We start from the raw sequence: 21,282 nt of genomic DNA on the forward strand, positions 1-21,282 counted from the left end.
ATCAGCACCAGTCGCGGCTGCCCGTCGAGGCGATGCCCTCCAGGGCATCGAGACGGTCGGCGACCAGGGCGGTGACGCCGTCGGCGGACTCGACCAGACCGCGCACGATCAACGCGCTCGCACGCCGGCCGACGCGACGGTAGCGCTTCCACATCCCCGCGGAGCAGACGACGTTGAGCAGGCCGGTCTCGTCCTCGAGGTTGAGGAAGACGGTGCCGGCCGCGGTACCGGGGCGTTGACGGTGGGTGACGACTCCGGCGACGCGCACGCGTTCACCCGAGTCCCGCCGGACGACCTCGGAGATGGTCAGGACCCCGGCCCGCGCCAGTCCCGCTCTCACGAAGACCGTCGGATAGCCCTGCGTGGAGGTGCCCGTCAGACGCAGGTCGGCCGTCTGCCGCTCGCGATCGGTCATGGGATCCAGGTGCGGGGCGCGGGCGCCGACCGCGGTCCCGGGCAGTGGCGGTTGGTACCACTGGTCGATCGTCTCCGCCCCGCCCGTCGGACGGCCTCCCCCTGGCCCGCCGCGCTCCCCGGACTCCCCGGCGAGCACCCCGGCGGCCCACAGGGCCCGCCGCCTCCCGACTCCCAGTGAGGCCAAGGCCCCGGCGGCGGCGAGGGTCTCCAGACGGCGGCGGCTCAGGCGCACGCGTCGTGCGAGGTCGGCGACATCGGTGTAGGGGCCGTGGGCGAGGCGCTCGGAGACGATCGCGGAGGCGGCCCGCCCGCCCAGGCCCTTGAGAGGGGCCAGGCCGAGACGCACCGCGAGATCGGGGTGGATGTCCAGAGGGCTCAGGGCGTCCGGCGACGGGCGCAGCGGCTCCCAGCCGGTCTCCCGACCCGCTCCTCCCCGAAGCATCCGCCCGGCCTCCTGCCGACGCGTGCGGACACGGGCTTCCTCGTGCGAGGCGTTGACATCGGCTGGCAGGACGCGCACGCCGTGCCGTCGGGCGTCGGCGACGAGGGACTGCGGGGACCAGAAGCCCATCGGCTGGGCCGCCAGCAGCCCCGCGTAGAAGTCCTCGGGCCGCCGGGCCTTGAGCCAGGCGGAGGCGTAGACCAGATGCGCGAAGGAGAAGGCGTGGGACTCGGGGAAGCCGAAGTCGGCGAAGGCCCGCAGCCTGTCGAAGACGACCTCGGCGGTGGCGGCGTCGATGCCCCGGGCGATCATCCCCTCCACCAGGCGCAGGTGCAGGGCCTCCATGCGCTCCATCGAGCGCTTGGAGCCCATGGCCCGGCGCAGGGCGTCGGCCTCGGCGGGGCTGAACCCGGCGGCGTCGACCGCGATCTGCATGAGCTGCTCCTGGAAGAGGGGGACCCCGAGGGTCTTGGCCAGGGCCGGTCTAAGGGAGTCGTGGAGGTAGTCGACCTCCTCTCGGCCGAGCCGGCGACGGATGTAGGGGTTGACGGCGTCGCCCTGGATGGGGCCGGGGCGCACGAGAGCGACTTCGACGACGATGTCGTAGAAGGTTCGCGGGCGCAGGCGCGGCAGGGTGGCCATCTGGGCACGGGACTCGACTTGGAAGACGCCGACCGTGTCCGCGGCGCTCAGCAGCCGGTAGACGGCCGGGTCCTCCTCGGGAAGCGTGTGCAGTCCCCAGGCCCGACCGGTCCGGGCGCGTCGCAGGACGCCGGCATCGCCACGAGGATCCGCCGCGGGCACCCGCTCCCCGCGCTCGGCGAGGCCGGTGAAGGCCAGGCGCAGCGCGGTGAGCACGCCCAGACCCAGCAGGTCGAACTTGACCAGGCCCGCGCTCGCGCAGTCGTCCTTGTCCCACTGCAGGACGGTTCGTCCCTCCATCGCGGCCCACCGCACCGGGCAGACCTCGGTGACGGGGCGGTCGGCCAGGACCATGCCGCCGGGGTGGACGCCGAGATGACGGGGGAGCCTCAGCAGGCGCTCGGCGATGTCGAGGACCCGCTCCGGAGGCTCCTCGGTCACCGGGCGCGGCGCGCGGTCGGCCGCCACGGAGCCCGCGCCGTCGGTGCGCACGCTCCCCCATCGGTCCATCCGGCCGGCCCAGGCGTCCTGGAGGCCGGGGGGATGGCCGAGGGCGCGGGCGGCGTCGCGAACGGCGGAGCGGGGGCGGTAGGAGATGACGTTGGCGACCTGGGCGGCGCGCTCCCGTCCGTAACGGGTGTAGACGTGCTGGATGACCTCCTCCCGGCGGCAGGCCTCGATGTCGAGGTCGATATCCGGGTAGCCGATTCGGTCGGGCGACAGGAAGCGCTCGAAGAGCATCTTGTGACGCACGGCGTCGACGGCGGTGATGCCCAGCGCGTAGCAGACGGCCGAGTTGGCGGCGCTCCCCCGCCCCTGGCACAGGATCCCCGAGGACTCGCAGAAGTCGACGATGGAGCGGACGATGAGGAAGTAGCCGGGAAAGCCGAGGGACTCGATGACGTCGAGCTCGTGGGCGAGCGCGTTCCAGGCCGCGCGGTCCCCCTCGGGCGGGCCGTAGCGCTCCAGCGCTCCGCGCCGGGTGAGCTCCCGCAGCCAGGTGGCGGGGGTGTGACCGGGTGGCACCTCGACGGCGGGCAGGTCCGGGACGACCAGCGACAGGTCGAAGACGAGATCCTGCGCGACCTCGGCCGCGGCGTCGACGGCGTGCGGTGCGCGCCGGTGAAGACGAGCCATGTCCGCCGGGCCGCGCAGCCAGCGCCCGAGTGCGGGCAGATGCCCGCGGGCGCCCTCCAGATCCGTGCGCAGCCGGGTGGCCGTCAGGACGTCGGCCAGACGGGAGTCTCCGGGACGCGCGCAGCGGATCGCGCCGGTGGCGAGCAGTGGGAGCCGGTGGGCGGCGGCCAGAGCGCTGAGGACGTCGGTGACGGCGGCGTCGGTGGGGCCGCCGTCGAGGGCGAGCTCGACGGCGAGCGAGTCGGGTCCGATGAGGTCGACGAGTCCGCCCAGGACGGCGTCGGCGGCGCGGCGGTCCCAGGTGGTCGGACGGCGCGGGTCGCCGAGGGCCCGGCGCAAGGGGCCGTTGGCGGTGCCGGTCAGGACCAGGCAGGAGCATGCGGCACTCGCGGCTCCGCCGGTGCCGCGCAGTGCGGTGGCGAGCTCGGGGAGACGATGAGCGGGGTCGGCGCGGTGACCGGCGCTGAGGTTGTGATGGGACACGGCGGCGCTCAGACGGCGGTAGCCGACCGGATCGCGGGCCAGGACGGGCAGGCGGGCGCCGCCTTCCAGGGCGAGCTCGGCACCGTGGACAGTGGGAAGACCGTGGGCGCGACCGGCCTCGGCGTGCTTGACGATGCCGGGCAGCCCGTCGTGATCGGTCAGGGCGAGCGCCTCCAGGCCCAGCTCGACGGCGGAGGCGACGAGGTCCTCCGGCTCATTGGCGCCGTCGAGGAAGGAGTAGGCGGAGTGGGCGTGGAGCTCGGCGTAGCGGTGGGTGAAGACGCGAGCAGGATTCACGACGTCGCGGGGCGAGGCGCCGCGCCCCCCTTTATCGAACATGCGTACACACTACGACGCGTTCGGCGCACGGACCATCCCGATGCCGGCCGATCCCGCGGGCGCGCGACGGCTCCGAGGGGCGTCGCCCGCCGGATGCCGTTCATCGCTCGGGCATGCTTACCGCTCCGCCGCTGATCACGACTAGGGTGGGGCCGCTCCGGTCATGAGCCGCGACCCCGCGTCCGGCTCGCGACCGGCCCACATCCTCGATCCCGGGACACGCCATGACCACACCCACTGCTCGAACGGATCAACCGGACCGGCCCGCGGCCCAGGACCCCACCTCCGCCGAGGGCCTGCGCCGCTCACTGCGCAGCCGCCATCTCACCATGATCTCCATCGGCGGGGCGATCGGCACCGGCCTGTTCGTGGCCTCGGGCGCCACGATCTCCCAGGCCGGCCCCGGTGGTGCGCTGGTCGCCTACGCGGCCATCGGCGTCATGGTGTGGCTCATCATGCAGTCGCTGGGCGAGATGGCGGCCTACCTGCCGGTGGCCGGGTCCTTCGGCGAGTACGGGACGCGCTTCGTCTCGCCGTCCTTCGGATTCGCCATCGGCTGGAACTACTGGTTCAACTGGGCGATCACAGTGGCGGCCGAGCTGGTGGCGGCCGCCCTGGTGATGAAGTACTGGATGCCGGACGTGCCCTCGATCGTCTGGTCGGGACTGTTCCTGCTCATCCTGTTCGGCATCAACGCGCTGTCCACGCGCGCCTACGGCGAGAGCGAGTTCTGGTTCGCGACCATCAAGGTCATGGCGGTGGTCGTCTTCCTCATCCTGGGTGTGGCCATGATCGTCGGGATTTTGGGCGAGTCCCCGGGCACTGGCAACTGGACGGTCGACGAGGCCCCCTTCGTGGGCGGCGGTGAGGGGATCCTGCTGGTGCTCCTGGTGGCCGGCTACTCGTTCCAGGGCACCGAACTCATCGGCACCGCCGCCGGCGAGGCCTCCCACCCGGAGGTGACGATCCCGCGGGCGATCCGCACGATCTTCTGGCGCATCCTGCTGTTCTACATCGGGGCGATCGCCGTCATAGGCTTCCTCATCCCCTACACCAACCCGAACCTGCTCAACACCTCGGAGGAGAACATCTCGATCAGCCCCTTCACTCTGATCTTCGAGCGCGCCGGCGTACTGGGGGCGGCCAGCCTCATGAACGCCGTCATCCTCACCTCGGTGCTCTCGGCGGGGACCTCCGGCCTGTACTCCTCGACCCGCATGCTCTTCGCCCTGGCCGAGCGCGGCCACGCCCCGCGCTTCCTGACGCGGCTGAGCCGCCACCAGGTACCGCTCAACGCCCTGCTGGCCACCACGCTCGTGGGCCTGGCCGGTTTCCTGACGTCCCTGGTGGGCGATGGACGGGCTTACGAGCTGCTGCTGACCGTCTCGGCCCTGGCGGGATTCATCACCTGGGCGGGGATCTCCTGGTGCCACTGGAAGTTCCGCATGGCCATGCGCGCGCAGGGGCGGGGCCTGGACGAGCTGCCGTACCGGGCGCGCTTCTTCCCCGCGGGGGCCGTCGTCGCCCTGGCCGCCTGCCTGGCGATCATCGTGGGGCAGGCCTACGAGCCGGCGACCTCCGGGACGCCCCTGGGCGACATCCTCATGTCCTACGTGGGCGTGCCGGTGTTCTTCGCCCTGTGGTGGGGCCACAAGCTGGTGACGCGGGCCCCGAAGGTGGATCCGGCGACGGCGGAGCTCGGGCGGGGCTGAGCTCCCGGCTCCCGATGCCCTCACCGGGGCGCGGGGCGCCGACGCGCCCTCGACGAGCGGCTCTCAGCAGCTCTCAACGGATCAGGAGCGCAGCGGCCAGAACGGCGAGAGTCCACGAGGCGAGGGAGCCGATGAGGAACTCCTCGGCCTTGCCGCCCCCTTCGTCCCGGCTGATCTCGGGGAAGCGGACGACGCCCTTGGCGGCGATGACCGCCGCGATGGCGGTGTGGTGCGCGCCCGCGGAGGCGAGCAGGAGCAGAAGGATCCGCTCCAGGGGCCCGATCCAGCGCCCTCCGCGCAGAGGGGCGTCACCGTCCGCCTCCGCGGCGTCGCTCGCCCTCGTCCGCCCGCGGGCGACCGCGAGCAGGTCGATCACGAGGCGATTGGCGGGCGTCGTCAGCAGGAGGAGGCAGCCCGCCCCTTGGCACAGGTCGGCGGCGCGCCGGGCGGCGGCCTGCGGCTCATCCTGAAGCGCCGCGCACAGGGCGACGACGGCGAGGACGGCGCCCCAGCACCCGAGACTCGCACGGGGACCGACGACCAGCCGGGCCAGGACGCTCCACAGGCCGGCCAGCAGAATCGCCGCGGCGGTCTGCCACCACGGCAGGCCGAGCACGAGAGCGCCGAGCAGCGCCCCGACGACCAGGACAACGATCTGCGCCGTCACCAGCTCGGGCGCAGCACGGCGCCGGAGGACGGGGCGGTCCGCGCCCCCGGGGGCGAGAACGGCCATGATGCCGAGCAGGAGGGTCAGCAGAGCGGTCACCGGGAGGCCCCCGTCCCCCGCGGCCCCGCGCCCCCGTCGCCCGCCACCGCGGGGAACAGGGCCTGGGCCGCGAGCAGCCCTGCGCCCGTGCCCCGCGCCAACGCCGAGACGGCGGACTGGGTCACGCCCTCGGCAGCGGCAGCCTCGACCTGCGTGGCGCCCATGAGGAGTCGTCCCATCAGTCGGCGCGGTCGGTCGCGCATCCGCTGAAGCGCCTGATCCCTGAACGTGAGCATCGCGTTGGCGACCTGTTCATGCTCCCGCCGGAGGTCATCCGTGCGCCGCGCCGCGCCGTCGAGCGCGTCCGCGCCCAGGCGCACGCGGGTGCGGACGAAGTCGAGTCCCGCATCCTGGGCGGCGTGCGCGGAGTCGATGGCCTCCCGCGCCAGCCACCAGGCGGAGCCGTCCTGGACGGCGGCGGCGCCGGCCCCCACCTCCCGGATCTCCCCCGCGCCCACGCCGAAACGCAGCGACAGGGCATCCGGGAGGAGGAGCTGGGCGCGCAGGGTGAGCGTGAGAGCCGTGCCGAGGTCGCGCGCGACCGCCTGGAACTCGTCGCCAACGGTCGCGTACGGGCCCCGGAGAAGGTCGAGCCCCTCACCGGCACGAGCGAGGACGTCGAGGAAGATCTGCTGAGCTCGATCGCGGTCGGGGAGATCTCGCGAGCCCACGATGTCGGCGATGACGGCGTAGCAAATGTGCACGTATCAAGGATAATGCTCGTATTTCATCGATTACAAGTATTCTGCTTGAGGAACGTCGTGCCATCTCAAGTCCTTCACATGTATTCCGACGGATATGAGCCGACGACTCGAGCGGCTCATCGCGTGGGGCGCGGTTGGTGCGGTTGGGGCGCGCATCGGCGACGGACCCCGGAAACGGGACGAGAGCCTCACGGGCCCTCAGTCGTAGACGGCATCGAGCCACCAACGTCCTGCGCGCACGAGCAGCAGCGGCGGGCCGAGGTCCGCGACCACCTGGAGGTAGGCCCTGCGCGACGCCCCCTCGGGGCGCCACCACCCCTCGTCCACGGGCCAGGGACCGGCCCAGGACACGACTCGCCGACTCTCCTCCCACCCGTCGCCGGCTCCTCCCCACCCCTCGCACGGGGCCCGCTCCACCTCCAGCCTCGCGGGCACGGCGCTCAGCTGCCCCTGCCGATCCACGACGACCTCCCCGCCCCCGGCATCCACTAGCACGGCGGGGACGGGGCGCGTCAGCACGATCGACGGGGAGGGAACCGGCAGCGATCCCTCCCAGGGCGCATCGGCGCCGTCGGAGCCGGCGGTCGGCACCGGCTCCCCCCAGGGGATCATCCGTGCACGCGAACGCGGATCCCGGCCGGCCACGAGGAGGGGCCTGCCGACCCCGCCTCCTCCGAGGAGCGACTCGACGCGCTCGGCCGCCCGATGGGCGCGGCGCTCCCCCTGCTCCCCGGGCGAGGGCCACAGTCCGGCCCGAGCCGCTCCGGCGGGGGACGGCTCGAGGGCGCTCAGACGCATGTGCTCCAGTGGGGCGGCGGGTGGGTGCCCCGAGCGCCCCGACAGCCACCCCTCCAGCTGCCAGCGCACGCGATCGGTCAGCTCGGCGGGGGTGGGAGCGGACTGGAGCATCCAGGAGCGGGCGAGGCGCGCGCCGTCCTCGCAGCGGGCCTCCACGAGCAGGCGCCCCACCGTCAGGCCGTGAGCCGCGAGCCGAGTCGCGAGGTCCTCGGCCACTGCGCGCGCGGCGAAGGCGGCGGCATCCGTCCGCGAGACGGGCGGATCCAGGCGCATCTCCACGGTGAGGTCGCGCTCCGGGCGCCGTGCGCGCGGCACCCGCCAGGAGGTGCCGGATGCGAGCGCGTGCAGCAGCTCCCCCGCCGGGCCGAAGCGCGCGGCGACATCACGGGACGGCAGGGCCGCCAGGTCACCGAGGCTGCGCAGCCCCAGGCGCGAGAGGACCTCCAGCAGCCCGCGGGCCTCCCGACGCGAACGACGCGTGAACAGGGCCGTCAGGACGGCCTCCAACGGCCAGGACGAGAGGAACTCTGGCGCCCGCCCGGGAGGGACGACGACCCCCTCGCGCGCCGCGAGGACCGCGCCCAGCAGCGAGTCGGCGATGCCGACCTGGCACTCCGCACCCGCCCCCTCGGCCACGGCCTCGACGAGGGCCGCGGCGAGCGCCTCCTCCCCGCCGGCCCAGGCGGCGGGACCGCGGGCGCCGGACAGCGCCAGGCCGGGGCGGGCGACGAGCGGATCGGCCAGGAGGTCGCCCAGGGCCTCCATGACGACCTCGAAACCGCGGGCCTCGCGGTCGGGCCGGGAGGGAATCGCGGCGAGAGCCGGGCACAGGGCGCGAGCGACCCGGACCCTCATGCCGGCGGTGACGCCCGCGGCGCGCGCGGGGGCGGAGGCCGCGATCACGCCGCGCCCGTCAACGATGGCGACGGGGCTCAGGGCCGGGTCCGGCACGTCCTCCCGCCCCGCCGGAGCGCCCGGCCGACTGCGCCCGCCCGCTTCGAGCCCGAGGGCGACGACGGGCCAGTCGGGAACCCAGACGGCGAGAAGACGCGGAGTCGAGGGGGTCATGCGCCCACCCCGGGAGCGGTGGCGGAATCGGACCAGGGCTCGGCGCCCGCGTCCCGCAGGTCGACCCCCGTGGCATCGAGATGGAGCGATCGGGAGGGACCTGCTCCGACGGATTCTCGCAGCAGCCAGCTCAGGCGATGCAGATGCCCCTCGGGCATCTCCCGGGCGATCGGCGCCGGGGGGAGCGGGGCGGCACCGGCACGCAGACGGGGGCGCAGGGGGAGGACCTCGGGGAGCCGGGCGCCGCGCTCGTCCCGCTGCGGGGCGCTCTGCGGCATGGCGTCCAGGGCCCGGGCCCCCTCCCAGGGCGCCGGAGTGAGGATGAGGGCGCCGCGCTCGCGCGCACGGGCGGTCAGGGAACGGTGATCCCGGACCCGCAGGGCGATGGAGCACCGCGAGGAGAGGAGAAGGACGTCGACGCCGTCCAGGAGGGCGCCGATGACGGCGAGGAGGGCACGAGGAGCGACCTCGGCGATCCGGACCGCCAGGACGCGATCGAGCGCGAGCCCGCACTCCGACGCGGCGCACCAGCCGATGCCCTCGGCGTCGACGACGGCGCACCAGCCGTGAGAGCCCTGCCGACGGGCGGCCGCGGCCAGGAGCACGCTCGTCGAACCGGTGATGGTGAGCGCCCCCGCCGAGTCCGCCCCCGGAGCGAGCCGGGGATCCGACCGGTGAGCCCCTCTCCGGGAGGAGGCGGGCGTCCGGGCCGCGATGCGCCGAATGTCTCGGGAGGTCCGGTCCGCCAGGCCCGTACGACTCTCAGCGCGCATCAGAGCGGTGCGGGCAGCGGCGAGCCGCTCGGTGGCCGTCAATCGCATGGCCGCTCCCCTCCGATTCCTCGCCGGATCCTCTTCTCATCCCGCTCTCGCGCACCATCGAACGCATGTTCGACTCATGGGCGAGAATAGCGCCGCCCACCGACACGCGGAGTCCGGGCCGGGCCCTCCCCGGTGGCTCTCGGGCTCCTGCCAGGTGCGGCGATTACAGTGGGTGTGCTCGTTCTCATATCCCACTACGGACCTGAACAGAACCGGAGGCCTTCCGTGACTACTGACCTGACGCGTCCGCGCTCGCCCTTCCCCTACGACCTGCTGCCGCCCCTGCCGGCCTTCACGCTGGAGTCCGGGGATCTCGTGGACGGCGAGCGCATGGCGGACCGATTCACCGCACTGGACGAGAACATCTCCCCCGAGCTGCACTGGTCGGGCTTCCCGCAGGCCACGCGATCCTTCATCGTCTCCTGCTTCGACCCCGACGCCCCGACCCCGTCGGGGTGGTGGCACTGGACGGTGCAGGACCTCGACGTCTCGGTCTCCTGCCTGCCCCGAGGAGCGGGGGAGTCCGACCTCCGACTCGACGGCGCCGCCTTCCACTCCGCCAACGACTCGGGATCGCACGCCTGGTCCGGCCCCTATCCTCCCGAGGGCGACGGCGACCACCGCTACGTCTTCGCGGTGCACGCCCTGGACGTGGACACCCTGGGCCTGGACGACGAGGCCACTCCGGCGGTGGTCGCCTTCCACTGCTCGGCGCACGGCATCGCTCGCGCCACGCTCACCGCCACCTACTCGCGCCCCGGCGCCCCCGGCACGGCCCCCTTCCTGCAGGAGTCGCGGTGAGCACCTTCCACAACGAGTCCGGACGGCACCAGCGCCGCCCCCTGGCGCTGATCACCGGCGCGACCTCGGGCATCGGGCTGGCCGCGGCGCGCGACCTCGCCGCCGACCACGACCTCGTCCTCCTGGCGCGCACGGCCGCGGACCTGGACGAGCTCGCCCCGGTCCTGAGCGAGGAGAGCGGCGCCAGGGTGCGCACCTGCGCCGTGGACCTCACCGATGACGAGGCGCTGACCGTCACCATCGGCGAACTCGGACTCACTCAGCTCGATGTCCTGGTCAACTCCGCGGGCATCGAGGCCGCCGGGCCCCTGGAGGAGCTCTCCCCCGCGCAGTGGCGCAGCGTTCTGGATCTGGATCTGGTCGCCGTCGCCCACCTGACCGGCCTGCTGCTGCCCGCGCTGCGCGAGGCGCGCGGGCTGACCATCATGATCAACTCCGGTGCGGGACTGCGGACCTGGCCGGAGCAGGCGCTGTACTGCGCGGCGAAAGCCGGGCTCAAGGCACTAGCGGACGCATTGCGCGAGGAGGAGCGCGGCCGAGTGCGCGTGACGACCATTTACCCCGGCAGGGTGGACACGCCCATGCAGAGACGGCTTCACCGGGACAGGGCCCGTCGCCTGCGCGCCGAGGGATCCACGACCCACCGGTACCGGGCCGAGGACCACATGGCGACGACGTCGGTCGCCGCCACGATCCGGTTGGCCGTGGACATGCCGATCGACGCGGCGGTCGAGGACCTGTCGATCAGACCCGCGGACATGCTCTGACCCGGACCGGGGGCGCCGCGGTCGACGTCGAGCCCTCGCGCGTCGAGGGCTCGGCCGAGGGGTCCGAGGAGACCGGGTCAGGACGCCACCGGGCGCGTTGCGCCGGCGGCGGACCCTCGGTGCCCCTCAGTCCCCTCGGCTGCACCCGGGAAGCCGAGGGCGCTCCACGCCTCGTACAGACCGACGGCGGCGGAGTTGGCCAGGTTCAGGGAGCGGTTGCCCGCGACCATGGGGATGCGGACGCGGTCGGTGACGCGGGAGTGCGCCATGATCATCTCGGGCAGGCCGGTGGGCTCGGGGCCGAATAGGAGAGCGTCGTCGTCCCGCCAGTCGACCTCGGTGTAGCGGCGCGGCACATGAGCGGTGAAGGCGAAGATCCTCCCGGGGACCTCGGCCAGGCACTCCTCCCAGGTGGCGTGGACGCGCGTGCTGGCCAGGTCGTGGTAGTCCAGGCCGGCGCGGCGCAGCTTGGCGTCGTCCATGTCGAACAGAGGGTCCACGAGGTGGAGCATGGAGCCGGTGTTGGCGCTCAGGCGGATCGCGGCCCCCGAGTTCCCGGGAATGCGCGGGGAGAAGAAGATCACGTGCAGCACGGGGACAATGAGACCACATGCTGAGGCTCCCGACGACGGCCGCGCTGCGGCTGCCATGATCGGGGCATGAGCTCCGCCCTGCCGCACGCCCCCTCCCCCATCCTGACCTGCGGTGCGCTGGCCGGTGATGTCGTGCGTCTCGAGCCGCTTGCGCCCGGGCACGTGCCGGGGCTGCGGCAGGCCGCCGAGGCCGCCGCGACGAGCCCCTTCGCCACGGTGCCGACGCCGGAGACGGTCGAGGACTACGTGATCCGCAGCCTGGCCCGTCGGGACACGGGGACCTATGCGCCCTTCGCCCAGGTCGAGGTGGCCACCGGCCGTCTCGTCGGGCACACCGCCTACCTGACGCCGCGGTGGATGCCGGACGGGAGGCTCTTCGCCGTCGAGATCGGCTCCTCCTGGCTCTCACCGGCAGTCCGCGGCACCGCCGTCAACCCGGCCGCCAAGCTCCTGCTCCTCACGCAGGCCCTCGAGGACTGGGGCGTGGACCGCGTGGACATCAAGACCGACGCGCGCAATGAGGTGGCCCGCGGCGCGATCGCGGCGCTGGGCGCGACCTTCGAGGGGGTCCTGCGCGCCTGGCAGCCCTCCCTGGCGCCCGGCGAGGAGGGGCGCACGCGCGACACGGCCATGTTCGCCATCACCCCGACGCAGTGGCCCGGAGTCAGGACCCGTCTGGTGGAGCGCATCGAGAGGCGCTCCACGTCATCGAAAGGATGAGAGGAATGACTGATCTGCGTGATCCGGCCGAGCTCTTCGCCGCGGAGATCGGCTGGCAGCCGGCGCTGGAGCGCACCGACCTGCTCGCCGACCCCGTGGCCGCCGCGCTGCGCGCGTTGGAGGACTCCTCCCCCGACGGCGCGCGCCTGGCCCGCCAGGCTCAGGTGATTGCGATCGACCCGCAGTACTCCGACACCGACGCGCTCAACGAGCACTACGATCTGGATCCCGAGGCGACCGGGAACTGCGTGCTCGTGGCCGGCAAGCGCACGGGCGAGGAGCGCGTCGCCGCCTGCGTCGTGCGGGCGCCCGACTTCGCCGACGTCAACCACGTCGTCAAGAAGCGCATCGACGTGCGCAAGGCCTCGTTCCTGCCGGTGGAGCGGGCCGTGGAGATGAGCGGCATGGAGTACGGCGGGATCACGCCGGTCGGCCTGCCCGAGGACTGGAGGCTCTTCATCGACAGCGCCGTGGCGGGCCGTGCCACGGTGCTCATCGGCTCGGGCGTGCGTCGCTCCAAGCTCCTGGTTCCCGGGGCGCTGCTGGTGGCGCTTCCGGGGGCCGAGCGCGTTGAGAACCTGGGGGTGCGCCCCGCCTGAGCAGGTCCGGGAAAACCCGCCCAGGCAGGCCCCGGCCAGAGGATTCAGCCCAGGGAGTCCAGGACGATGTTGAGTCCCTCGCTCATGGTGGGGTGGGTGATGACGGCGTCGCGCACCTGCTGCCACCTCAGGCCACCCAGCATCGCCATCTGGATGCTGGTGATGACCTCGCTGGCCTCGGCGCCGATGATCGCGGCGCCCAGGATGAGGTCGGTGCGGGCGTCGATGATGATCTTGAGGAAGCCCTCGGTGCGCCCCAGGGTCTTGGCACGCGGGACGGCCGCCGTCGGGGTCTTGGCGACGCGCACCTCGTAGCCGGCCTGACGGGCCTCGGCCTCGGTCAGGCCCACGTGCCCGAGCTCGGGCGTGGTGAAGACGGCCCACGGGATGAGGCGCCCTGAGGTGGAGGCCTCCTTACCGGCGAAGAGGTCGCGCAGAACGCGGAAGTCGTTCCAGGAGGCGTGGGTGAACTGGGGCGTGCCGGCCACGTCACCCGCGGCGTAGACGCCCTCGGCGGTGGTGCGCAGGTGGTCGTCAACGCGCACGAAGCCGCGCTCGGTCAGTTCCACACCCGTGGCCTCCAGGCCGAGACCGGCGGTGACGGGGGTGCGCCCCAGGGCGAGAAGCAGGTGGGAGCCGGTCGCCTCGCGCCCGTCGGCGGTGGTGACGACGACGCCCTGCCCGTCGGGGACGGCGGCGACCTTCGAGGCGCGCGCGCCGGCCAGGACCGTGACACCCAGGGCCTCCAGGCCGGCGGTCACCTCAGCGGCGACGTCGTCGTCCTCGCGGTCCAGGATGTGCTGCCCGGCGTGGACGATGGTGACCGGCACGCCGAGGAGCCCCATGAGGGAGGCCATCTCGACGCCGATGACGCCGCCGCCCAGGACCACGAGACCGGTGGGCAGCTCGGGCAGGGTGAGCAGGTCCTCGCTGGTCCAGTAGCGCACGTCGGCCAGGCCCTCGATCGGGGGGACCGACGGCGTGGTGCCGGTGTTGATGAGGACCCTGGCGCCGCGCACGCGCCGCAGGCCGCCGTCGTTCAGGGCGATCTCGACGGTGCGCTCCCCCACGAAGCGGGCGGTGCCCTTGACGAAGTCCATGCCGGAGGCGGGGAACATCGTCTCGTGGGCCGCCACCATGCCACCCACGACCGCCTCCTTGCGGGCGCGGAAGGAGGCCAGGTCGATGCGGGCCCGGGCCAGGGCGTCGGCGCCGCCGGCCTGCTCGGGCAGGGTGACGCCGTCAGTACCCGCCCCCTGGACCTCGTGGAGGACCCGGGCGGCCGAGATGAGGGTCTTGGTGGGGATGCAGGCGACGTTGATGCAGGTGCCGCCCACCTTGTCCCGTTCGACCATGACGACCTTGTCACCGGCCTTGGCGCGCAGCATCGCCAAGGACTTGCCGGCCTTCCCGCCTCCGACGACGAGGAGGTCGACCTCCTCGACCGGGGCTCCCGCTGCGCCGGCAGAACCATCGGTGACGGCGGCGCTGTGGGATGCGATCCGGGAGCTGGAGGGGGTGGGCGATGACAACGCTGACATGAGTGCTTCCTTCCGCGATGCCGCTTGGAGTGATCACGAGTGATCCGGACACCGGCCCAACGAGGGGCGTGAGATCGCTATTCCGTCCCGGCCAGGCCATTCCCATCGCGATTCCGGGGACGGGGCGGCGGGCGCCCGCCGCTCTCGGCCCCTCCCAATCGGCCATCGATCAGTCTTATCCCTCGGCGTCCACTCATACGAGCCTCAGACGGGCGGCCGCCCCGGAGCGGCCAGTGCCGCATCCAGGGAGTCGACGATCGTTGTGAAACTCACATCGCCGGGAGCGCCCGTCGCGAAGCCCCGCGCAGTTCGATGTCCACGAATCCGTGCCGGGCGGAGCGGGTCATCCTCACGGCGTCGCCGACCCGCCCGGCTCGTCGCGTCCGCCCCGCCCCATGGGAGGCGTCCGGCGGTCGGCGAATCTCAGGAGCCGGCGAGCTGGCGCAGCACGTACTGCAGGATGCCTCCGTTGCGGAAGTAGTCGGCCTCACCGGGGGTGTCGATGCGCACGACAGCATCGAAGGCGACGACCGAGCCGTCGGACTTCTCGGCCCTGACCGCGACGGCGCGCGGGGTGACGCCGTCGTTGAGAGCCGTCAATCCCCGGATCGAGAAGGTCTCGGTGCCGTCCAGGCCCAGGCTCGCCGCCGACTCCCCGGCCGGGAACTGCAGCGGGACGACGCCCATGCCGATGAGGTTGGAGCGGTGGATGCGCTCGAAGGACTCGGTGATGACGGCCCTGACGCCCAGCAGCGCGGTGCCCTTGGCGGCCCAGTCGCGCGAGGAGCCCGAGCCGTACTCCCTGCCGCCGAGGACCACCAGCGGCACGCCCGCCGCCCGGTAGGCCCGGGAGGCGTCGAAGATCGACTCCTGCTCGCCTGTGAGGAAGTTGCGGGTGTATCCGCCCTCGACACCGTCGAGGAGCTGGTTGCGCAGCCTGATGTTGGCGAAGGTGCCGCGGATCATGACCTCGTGGTTGCCGCGGCGCGAGCCGTAGGAGTTGAAGTCGCGGCGGGCGACCCCGTGGGCGGCGAGATAGCGGCCGGCCGGGGAGTCGGCCTTGATGGCGCCGGCCGGCGAGATGTGGTCGGTGGTCACGGAATCGCCCAGAAGCGCCAGCACGCGGGCCCCGGATATGTCCTGGACGGGGGTGAGCTCCATGGTCAGGCCCTCGAAGAAGGGGGCCTTGCGCACGTAGGTGGACTCCTCGTCCCAGGCGAAGGTCGTGCCCCGCGGAGTGGGCAGGCCCCGCCAGCGCTCGTCGCCGGCGAAGACGTCCGCGTAGTCGGAGACGAACATCTCCCGATCGATGGTGGCGTCGGTGGTGGCCTGCACCTCGGCGGGGTCGGGCCAGATGTCGGCGAGGAACACGTCCCTGCCGTCGCCGTCCTGCCCGAGCGGCTGAGTGTCGAAGTCGAAGTCCATCGTGCCCGCCAGGGCGTAGGCGATGACCAGCGGCGGGGAGGCCAGGTAGTTCATCTTGACGTCGGGATTGATGCGCCCCTCGAAGTTGCGGTTGCCGGACAGCACCGAGACGACGGCGAGATCGGCGTCGTTGACGACCTCCGAGACCTCCGCGGGCAGCGGACCCGAGTTGCCGATGCAGGTGGCGCAGCCGTAGCCCACGACGTTGAAGCCGAGCGCATCGAGCGCGGGCCACAGCCCCGCCTTGGCGTAGTAGTCGGTGACGACCTGGCTGCCCGGGGCCGTGGAGGTCTTGACCCACGGCTTGCTCGTCAGTCCCCTGGCGACGGCGTTTCGGGCCAGGAGCCCCGCGGCCACCATGACGCTCGGATTGGAGGTGTTGGTGCACGAGGTGATCGAGGCGATGGCCACGTGCCCGTGGTCGAGGACGGTCTCGGTGCCATCGGCCAGGGTGACCGGTGCCGGCTTCGACGCCTCGGCCGCGTAGGCGGGCAGAGCCGCCTCGAAGTTCTCCTTGGCGTGGTTCAGCTCGATGCGGTCCTGGGGGCGCTTGGGGCCGGCGATGGAGGGCACGACCGTCGCCAGGTCCAGCTCCAGGTACTCGGAGTAGACCGGCTCGCGCGCGGGGTCGTGCCACAGCCCCTGGGCCTTGGCATAGGCCTCGACCAGGGCGATCCTCTCATCGTCCCTGCCGGTCAGGCGCAGGTAGTCCAGGGTGACGTCGTCGATGGGGAAGATGGCGGCGGTGGAGCCGAACTCGGGGCTCATATTGCCGATGGTGGCGCGATTCGCCAGAGGCACGGCGGCCACTCCCTCGCCGTAGAACTCGACGAACTTGCCCACCACCCCGTGATCGCGCAGCATCTGGGTGATGGTGAGCACGACGTCGGTGGCGGTCGCGCCGGCCGGGATGGCACCGGTGAGTCGGAAGCCGACCACGCGCGGGATGAGCATGGACACGGGTTGCCCGAGCATGGCCGCCTCGGCCTCGATGCCGCCCACGCCCCAGCCCAGCACGCCCAGGCCGTTGACCGTGGTGGTGTGGGAGTCGGTGCCCACGCAGGTGTCGGGGTAGGCCTGGACGACCGCGCCCGAGTCCCCGACGGCACCGGCGAGCTCACGGGTGAAGACGATGCGGGCCAGGTACTCGATATTGACCTGGTGGACGATGCCGGTGCCCGGCGGCACCACCCGGAAGTTGGAGAAGGCCCCCTGCCCCCAGCGCAGGAACTGGTAGCGCTCGGCGTTGCGCCGGTACTCCAGCTCCTTGTTCCGTTCCAGGGAGGAGGACAGGCCGAAGGAGTCGATCTGGACGGAGTGGTCGATGACCATCTCAGCGGGAGCCAGCGGGTTGACCCTCTCGGGGTCCCCGCCCAGGTCGACGACGGCCTCCCGCATGGTGGCCAGATCCACGACGCAGGGCACACCGGTGAAGTCCTGCATGATGACGCGGGCGGGGGTGAACTGGATCTCCGTGCTGGGCTCGGCTCCGGGATCCCAGGAGGCCAGCGCCCGCACGTGCTCGGCGGTGACATCGGCCCCGTCCTCGGTGCGCAGCAGGTTCTCGGCCAGGATCTTGAGGCTGTAGGGCAGGCGCTCCAGTCCGGGAACGGCGTCGAGGCGGAAGATCTCGTAGGAGCGTCCGCCCACGTCCAGGGTGGCGCGCGAGCGGAAGGTGTCGATACTGGCCAAGGCGTCACTCCTGTTCTGCGGCTCCCGTCGTCTTAGCGGGGATGCGCGACGGACTCGACCGATACCGTATCCGGCACCGCGTTATCTCGCGTCAACACAGCACGACGAGCGCCCGCTTTACGCAAGGCCGTCCGCATGCATTCGGTGGGCGAGGCCGTCCGCGTCCCCGGTGAGCACCCGCCCCCCCGGGGGGGGCGGGCTCGGGGCGCGGGCTCACTCCCGCTCCAGGACGCAGACCGTCTCGAAGTGGTGGGTGTGGGGGAACATGTCCAGTGCGCTCATGGCGGCGATCCGGTAGCCGGTCCTCATGAAGAGTCCCAGGTCCCGGGCGCCGGCCGCCGGGTCGCAGGCCGCCATGACCACGCGAGGCGCGCCGAGGGCGGCGACGGCCTCCACGACCTCGCGGCCGGCGCCCTGGCGCGGCGGGTCGAGGACGACGGCGTCGGCGCCCGGCGCGCCGGACGTGAAGCGCCCCAGCTCCGCCACGCCGGCGGCGGTGACCCTGCCGGTCAGAAGGCGGGCCCCCTCCCGGGCGTGAAGGGTCCGGCGCGCGTCGCGCACGGCGCGCCCCTCGCCCTCGAGCGAGCGGACCGTCCCGGTCAGCGCCGCCAGCGGAAGCGTGAACAGCCCCGCGCCGGCGTACAGCTCGACCACGCGCGTGCCCGCCAGCGCACCGGGATCCAGCGGCAGGTCATCGGCTCGCGTTCCGGCCGCCGTCGGCGCCTCGGACAGGGCGGCGCGCACGACCCGGTCCATCAGGACGGCGCCGGCCTCGCGGTGGACCTGCCAGAAGCCCTCGGCGTGCACGCTGTAGCGCAGCTCGCCCAGCCCCAGTCCGGTGGCGTCGATGACCTCCTCGACGCGTCGACGGCCCGTAGGCCGCCCCGCTGCGGTCAGGACCCGGCTCCCCTCCTCGTCGGACAGAAGCACCACGGGCTCGCCGGCACCCGGCGCGACGGCCCGGACGCGCATGCCCGGACGGTAGCGCCTGCGCCACGCGGAGCGCTCGGTCAGCCCGAGGTCGCGGATCGCCGGGTCGGCCAGTGGCAGGGAGGAGACGGGCAGGACCCGCCCCGAGCGGAAACCGTGCATACCGGCCAGGCCGTCGTCGGTGACGGTCAGGGCGATCCTGGTCCGAGTGCCGGTGCCGGCCCGCCGGCGCACGCGCGGGTCGTCGCTCGACTCGGCCACCGCCTCGCCCGGCATGGCCTCGACCGGCACCGCCCCCGCGCCGGTCGCCTCGGGCAGCCGGGCCACCGCCTCCGCGACCTCCTCGCCGCCGATGCGCCGCAGGCAGTCGGCCAGTACCCATCGCTTCCACGTGCGCTGAGCGGGCAGGGCGACGTGGCTGAGCTCCCCGCCGCCGACTCCCCCGGGCCCGGCCTCGGGCCACGCGGGACGAACGCGGTCCGGGGAGGGGGACAGGACATCGATGGCGTCGGCGCGCCAGATCCTGGCGCTCCTCTCGGTCAGGACGGCGCGCACCGTCTCACCCGGCAGGCTGTGGCGGACGAAGACGACGCGGCCGGCGGGGTCGTCGACGGGCCTGGCCACGCAGTGCCCCCCGTGGGCGGGGGGACCCACCCGCAGAACGAGCTCCTCGGCCCCGTCCCGCGACGACGGAACCCGTGCCGAGGGCCGATGGGGAGCCCCGTGTCGCCGACGGCTCGGCCGGCTGGTCCGAGAAGAACTGGAGCTCATGGGGCCTCTCCCGGTCCGGATGCGCCGGCGGGCCGGCGGCGATGACGATCCTCGCGGCGGACGGCGGCGTCGGCGTCGGCGATGCCCCTGGCCGTCCGGGCGCGCTTGCCGCGATGGATGTGGGTCTCGCCGGGCAGGCCCAGCTGCCAGGGCACCGAGGCCATGACCACTCCGGGAGTGAACAGCAGGGCGGTCTTGAGCCGCAGCGCTGTCTGGTTGTGGAGGATCTGCTCCCACCAGTGGCGCACGAGGTACTCGGGCAGGAAGACGACGACCAGGTCGCGCGGGGACTCGCGGCGCACCGAGCGCACATAGTTGACGATGGGCCGGGTGATGTCCCGGAAGGGCGAGTCCAGGATGGTCAGGGGCACCGGCAGCTCCGCCTCCTCCCAGGCGTCCAGGAGCCCGTCCGCTCCGCCGTCGCCGGTGTCCACGGTGACGGCCTCGATGGAGGTCGGGTACGTGGACTGGGCGTAGGTCAGGGCCCTCAGGGTGGGCTGGTGGAGGCGCGAGGCCAGGACGATGGCGTGGACGTGGGCGGGCAGCACACGCGCGTCGTGCAGGTCGGAGATCGCCAGCTCGTCGCTCACGCGGCGGTAGTGGCGCCGGATCCGGCTCATCACCAGGCAGAGGACCGCCATGATGGTCAGGGTGAGCCAGGCTCCGCGGGTGAACTTGGTCGCCAGCACGATGAGCAGCACCAGCCCGGTGCCCGCCACGCCGATGGCGTTGATGGCGCGGGAGCGGTGCATGCGGCGGCGCGCCCCGGGATCGGTGGCGGTGGTCAGCGCGCGCGTCCAGTGACGGACCATGCCGATCTGCGACAGCGTGAAGGAGATGAACACGCCGACGATGTAGAGCTGGATGAGCCGGTTGGTGTTGGCGTCGAAGCCGATGATGAAGGCGACCGCCCCCAGCCACAGCACGATGATGCCGTTGGAGTAGGCGAGGCGATCTCCGCGCTGGGAGAGCTGACGGGGGAGGAACTCGTCGCGGCCCAGCACGCTGGCCAGAACCGGGAAGCCGCTGAACGCGGTATTGGCGGCCAGCACCAGGATGAGCCCGGTGACGGCGGTGATGAGGTAGAACATCGGCTTGAAGTCGGCGAAGACGGTCGCGGCGATCTGACCGATGACCGGGTCCTGATGATAGTCCTTGCCGAGCGGCCGGCCGTTGCTGAGCAGCTCGGTGGCCGGGTTCTCGACCATGTGGATGCCGACGGCGCCGGCGAGGTGGATGATGCTCATGAGCATCAGGGCGGCGATCGTGCCCAGCATGAGCAGCGTGGTGGCGGCGTTGCGGGACTTGGGGCGCTGGAAGCTGGGAACGCCGTTGGAGATCGCCTCGACGCCGGTCAGAGCCGCGCACCCCGAGGAGAAGGCGCGCAGGACGAGGAAGGCTCCGGCCAGGCCGGTCAGGCCCTGATCCCACCCGCCCTGCGTGAGGATCTCGTACGCCGAGCTCTCCGCCCGCCCGAGCGTGCCGGTCACCTCCTGGATGAGGCCGACGACGGCCAGGACGCCGATGGCCGCCATGTACAGGTAGGTCGGGATGGCGAAGGCGCTGCCCGACTCACGGCTCCCGCGGAGGTTGAGCAGCGCCAGGACGGTGGCGATGCCGAGGGCGATCTCGACCTTGTGCCCCTCCGCCCAGGGCACGGCCGCGGCCAGGTAGGAAGTCCCCGAGGACACGGACACGGCGACGGTCAGGACGTAGTCGCTCAGCAGCGCGGACGCCACGAGCAACCCGGCATTCGGCCCGAGGTTGGTCGAGACGACCTCGTAGTCGCCGCCGCCGGAGGGGTAGGCGTGAACGGTCTGCCTGTAGGAGGCGACGACCACGACGAGCACGCCGACGACCGCCAGCGCCACCCATGGCGAGACCATCGTGGCCGCGCCGCCCGCCACCGCCAGGGTGATGAGCACCTCATCGGGGGCGTACCCCACCGAGGAGAGGGCATCGGAGGCGAAGACCGGAAGAGCGATCCGTTTGGGCAGGAGAGTCTCGCCAAGCGCTCGGCTGGGCACCGGGCGCCCGACGAGAAGCCGCTTGACACGGTCTGCGAAATCACGCACGACATCGAATCGTACGTCCGCGTTCCGCGACGTCCAAGG

Annotated in this window: 15 protein-coding genes; 5 read left to right on the plus strand and 10 right to left on the minus strand. The window is 72.7% G+C overall.

The window, feature by feature from the left end; all coding sequences use genetic code 11:
- Position 1: 1 nt before the first annotated feature.
- Positions 2–3,460, minus strand: a complete 3,459-nt coding sequence (locus G448_RS0104940) for an error-prone DNA polymerase (RefSeq protein ID WP_034494394.1) — start codon at positions 3,458–3,460, stop codon at positions 2–4.
- A gap of 224 nt (positions 3,461–3,684) precedes the next feature.
- On the opposite strand from G448_RS0104940, the gene G448_RS0104945 reads away from it, so the two are divergent.
- Entirely contained in the window at positions 3,685–5,172 is a 1,488-nt protein-coding gene (locus tag G448_RS0104945; protein WP_026407093.1) for an amino acid permease, read from the plus strand.
- 73 nt (positions 5,173–5,245) lie between these two features.
- Here the strand turns inward: G448_RS0104945 and G448_RS0104950 are convergent, their stop codons facing one another.
- The 4 genes from G448_RS0104950 to G448_RS0104965 form a co-directional block, all read right to left on the minus strand.
- Positions 5,246–5,938, minus strand: a complete 693-nt coding sequence (locus G448_RS0104950) for a hypothetical protein (protein WP_026407094.1) — start codon at positions 5,936–5,938, stop codon at positions 5,246–5,248.
- The gene (locus tag G448_RS0104955; RefSeq protein ID WP_026407095.1) at positions 5,935–6,642 is read right to left on the minus strand and encodes a SatD family protein; all 708 of its coding nucleotides are present in this window, start codon (positions 6,640–6,642) and stop codon (positions 5,935–5,937) included. Before G448_RS0104955 ends, G448_RS0104950 begins: the two co-directional genes overlap by 4 nt.
- Before the next feature lie 198 nt (positions 6,643–6,840).
- Positions 6,841–8,508 (minus strand): Y-family DNA polymerase, encoded by a 1,668-nt coding sequence (locus G448_RS0104960; protein WP_026407096.1) that lies wholly within the window; start codon positions 8,506–8,508, stop codon positions 6,841–6,843.
- On the minus strand, positions 8,505–9,329 hold the full coding sequence (locus G448_RS0104965) for a hypothetical protein (protein WP_245572183.1): 825 nt from the start codon (positions 9,327–9,329) through the stop codon (positions 8,505–8,507). The genes G448_RS0104960 and G448_RS0104965 overlap by 4 nt, the downstream gene beginning before the upstream one ends.
- A 225-nt stretch (positions 9,330–9,554) precedes the next feature.
- Between G448_RS0104965 and G448_RS0104970 the strand changes: the two genes are divergently transcribed.
- Both G448_RS0104970 and G448_RS0104975 read left to right on the plus strand, forming a co-directional pair.
- Complete coding sequence (locus tag G448_RS0104970) at positions 9,555–10,130, plus strand: YbhB/YbcL family Raf kinase inhibitor-like protein (RefSeq protein ID WP_026407098.1); 576 nt, start codon at positions 9,555–9,557, stop codon at positions 10,128–10,130.
- Positions 10,127–10,897: an SDR family oxidoreductase gene (locus G448_RS0104975; RefSeq protein WP_026407099.1), complete on the plus strand. Its 771-nt coding sequence runs from the start codon at positions 10,127–10,129 to the stop codon at positions 10,895–10,897. Before G448_RS0104970 ends, G448_RS0104975 begins: the two co-directional genes overlap by 4 nt.
- Before the next feature lie 77 nt (positions 10,898–10,974).
- On the opposite strand, the gene G448_RS15140 is transcribed toward G448_RS0104975, so the two are convergent.
- On the minus strand, positions 10,975–11,490 hold the full coding sequence (locus G448_RS15140; protein WP_051268631.1) for a tRNA (cytidine(34)-2'-O)-methyltransferase: 516 nt from the start codon (positions 11,488–11,490) through the stop codon (positions 10,975–10,977).
- A gap of 66 nt (positions 11,491–11,556) precedes the next feature.
- On the opposite strand from G448_RS15140, the gene G448_RS0104985 reads away from it, so the two are divergent.
- On the plus strand, positions 11,557–12,210 hold the full coding sequence (locus G448_RS0104985) for a GNAT family N-acetyltransferase (RefSeq protein ID WP_026407100.1): 654 nt from the start codon (positions 11,557–11,559) through the stop codon (positions 12,208–12,210).
- 5 nt (positions 12,211–12,215) lie between these two features.
- On the plus strand, positions 12,216–12,809 hold the full coding sequence (locus G448_RS0104990) for a YbaK/EbsC family protein (RefSeq protein ID WP_026407101.1): 594 nt from the start codon (positions 12,216–12,218) through the stop codon (positions 12,807–12,809).
- 44 nt (positions 12,810–12,853) lie between these two features.
- Here G448_RS0104990 and G448_RS0104995 read toward each other — a convergent pair whose 3' ends face one another.
- The 4 genes from G448_RS0104995 to G448_RS0105010 all read right to left on the minus strand — a co-directional run bounded on the left by G448_RS0104995 (position 12,854) and on the right by G448_RS0105010 (position 21,243).
- Positions 12,854–14,350 carry a dihydrolipoyl dehydrogenase family protein gene (locus tag G448_RS0104995; RefSeq protein WP_245572184.1) on the minus strand — a complete coding sequence of 499 codons (1,497 nt, stop codon included), beginning with the start codon at positions 14,348–14,350 and terminating at the stop codon, positions 12,854–12,856.
- A 423-nt stretch (positions 14,351–14,773) separates the two neighbouring features.
- On the minus strand, positions 14,774–17,467 hold the full coding sequence (gene acnA, locus G448_RS0105000; protein ID WP_026407103.1) for an aconitate hydratase AcnA: 2,694 nt from the start codon (positions 17,465–17,467) through the stop codon (positions 14,774–14,776).
- 213 nt (positions 17,468–17,680) lie between these two features.
- Positions 17,681–19,168 (minus strand): class I SAM-dependent RNA methyltransferase, encoded by a 1,488-nt coding sequence (locus G448_RS0105005; protein WP_026407104.1) that lies wholly within the window; start codon positions 19,166–19,168, stop codon positions 17,681–17,683.
- The gene (locus tag G448_RS0105010) at positions 19,165–21,243 is read right to left on the minus strand and encodes an APC family permease (RefSeq protein ID WP_026407105.1); all 2,079 of its coding nucleotides are present in this window, start codon (positions 21,241–21,243) and stop codon (positions 19,165–19,167) included. Before G448_RS0105010 ends, G448_RS0105005 begins: the two co-directional genes overlap by 4 nt.
- Between the last annotated feature and the right edge of the window lie 39 nt (positions 21,244–21,282).

Origin of the sequence: Actinomyces gerencseriae DSM 6844, from assembly GCF_000429265.1 — a bacterium.
Lineage (GTDB): Bacteria > Actinomycetota > Actinomycetes > Actinomycetales > Actinomycetaceae > Actinomyces > Actinomyces gerencseriae.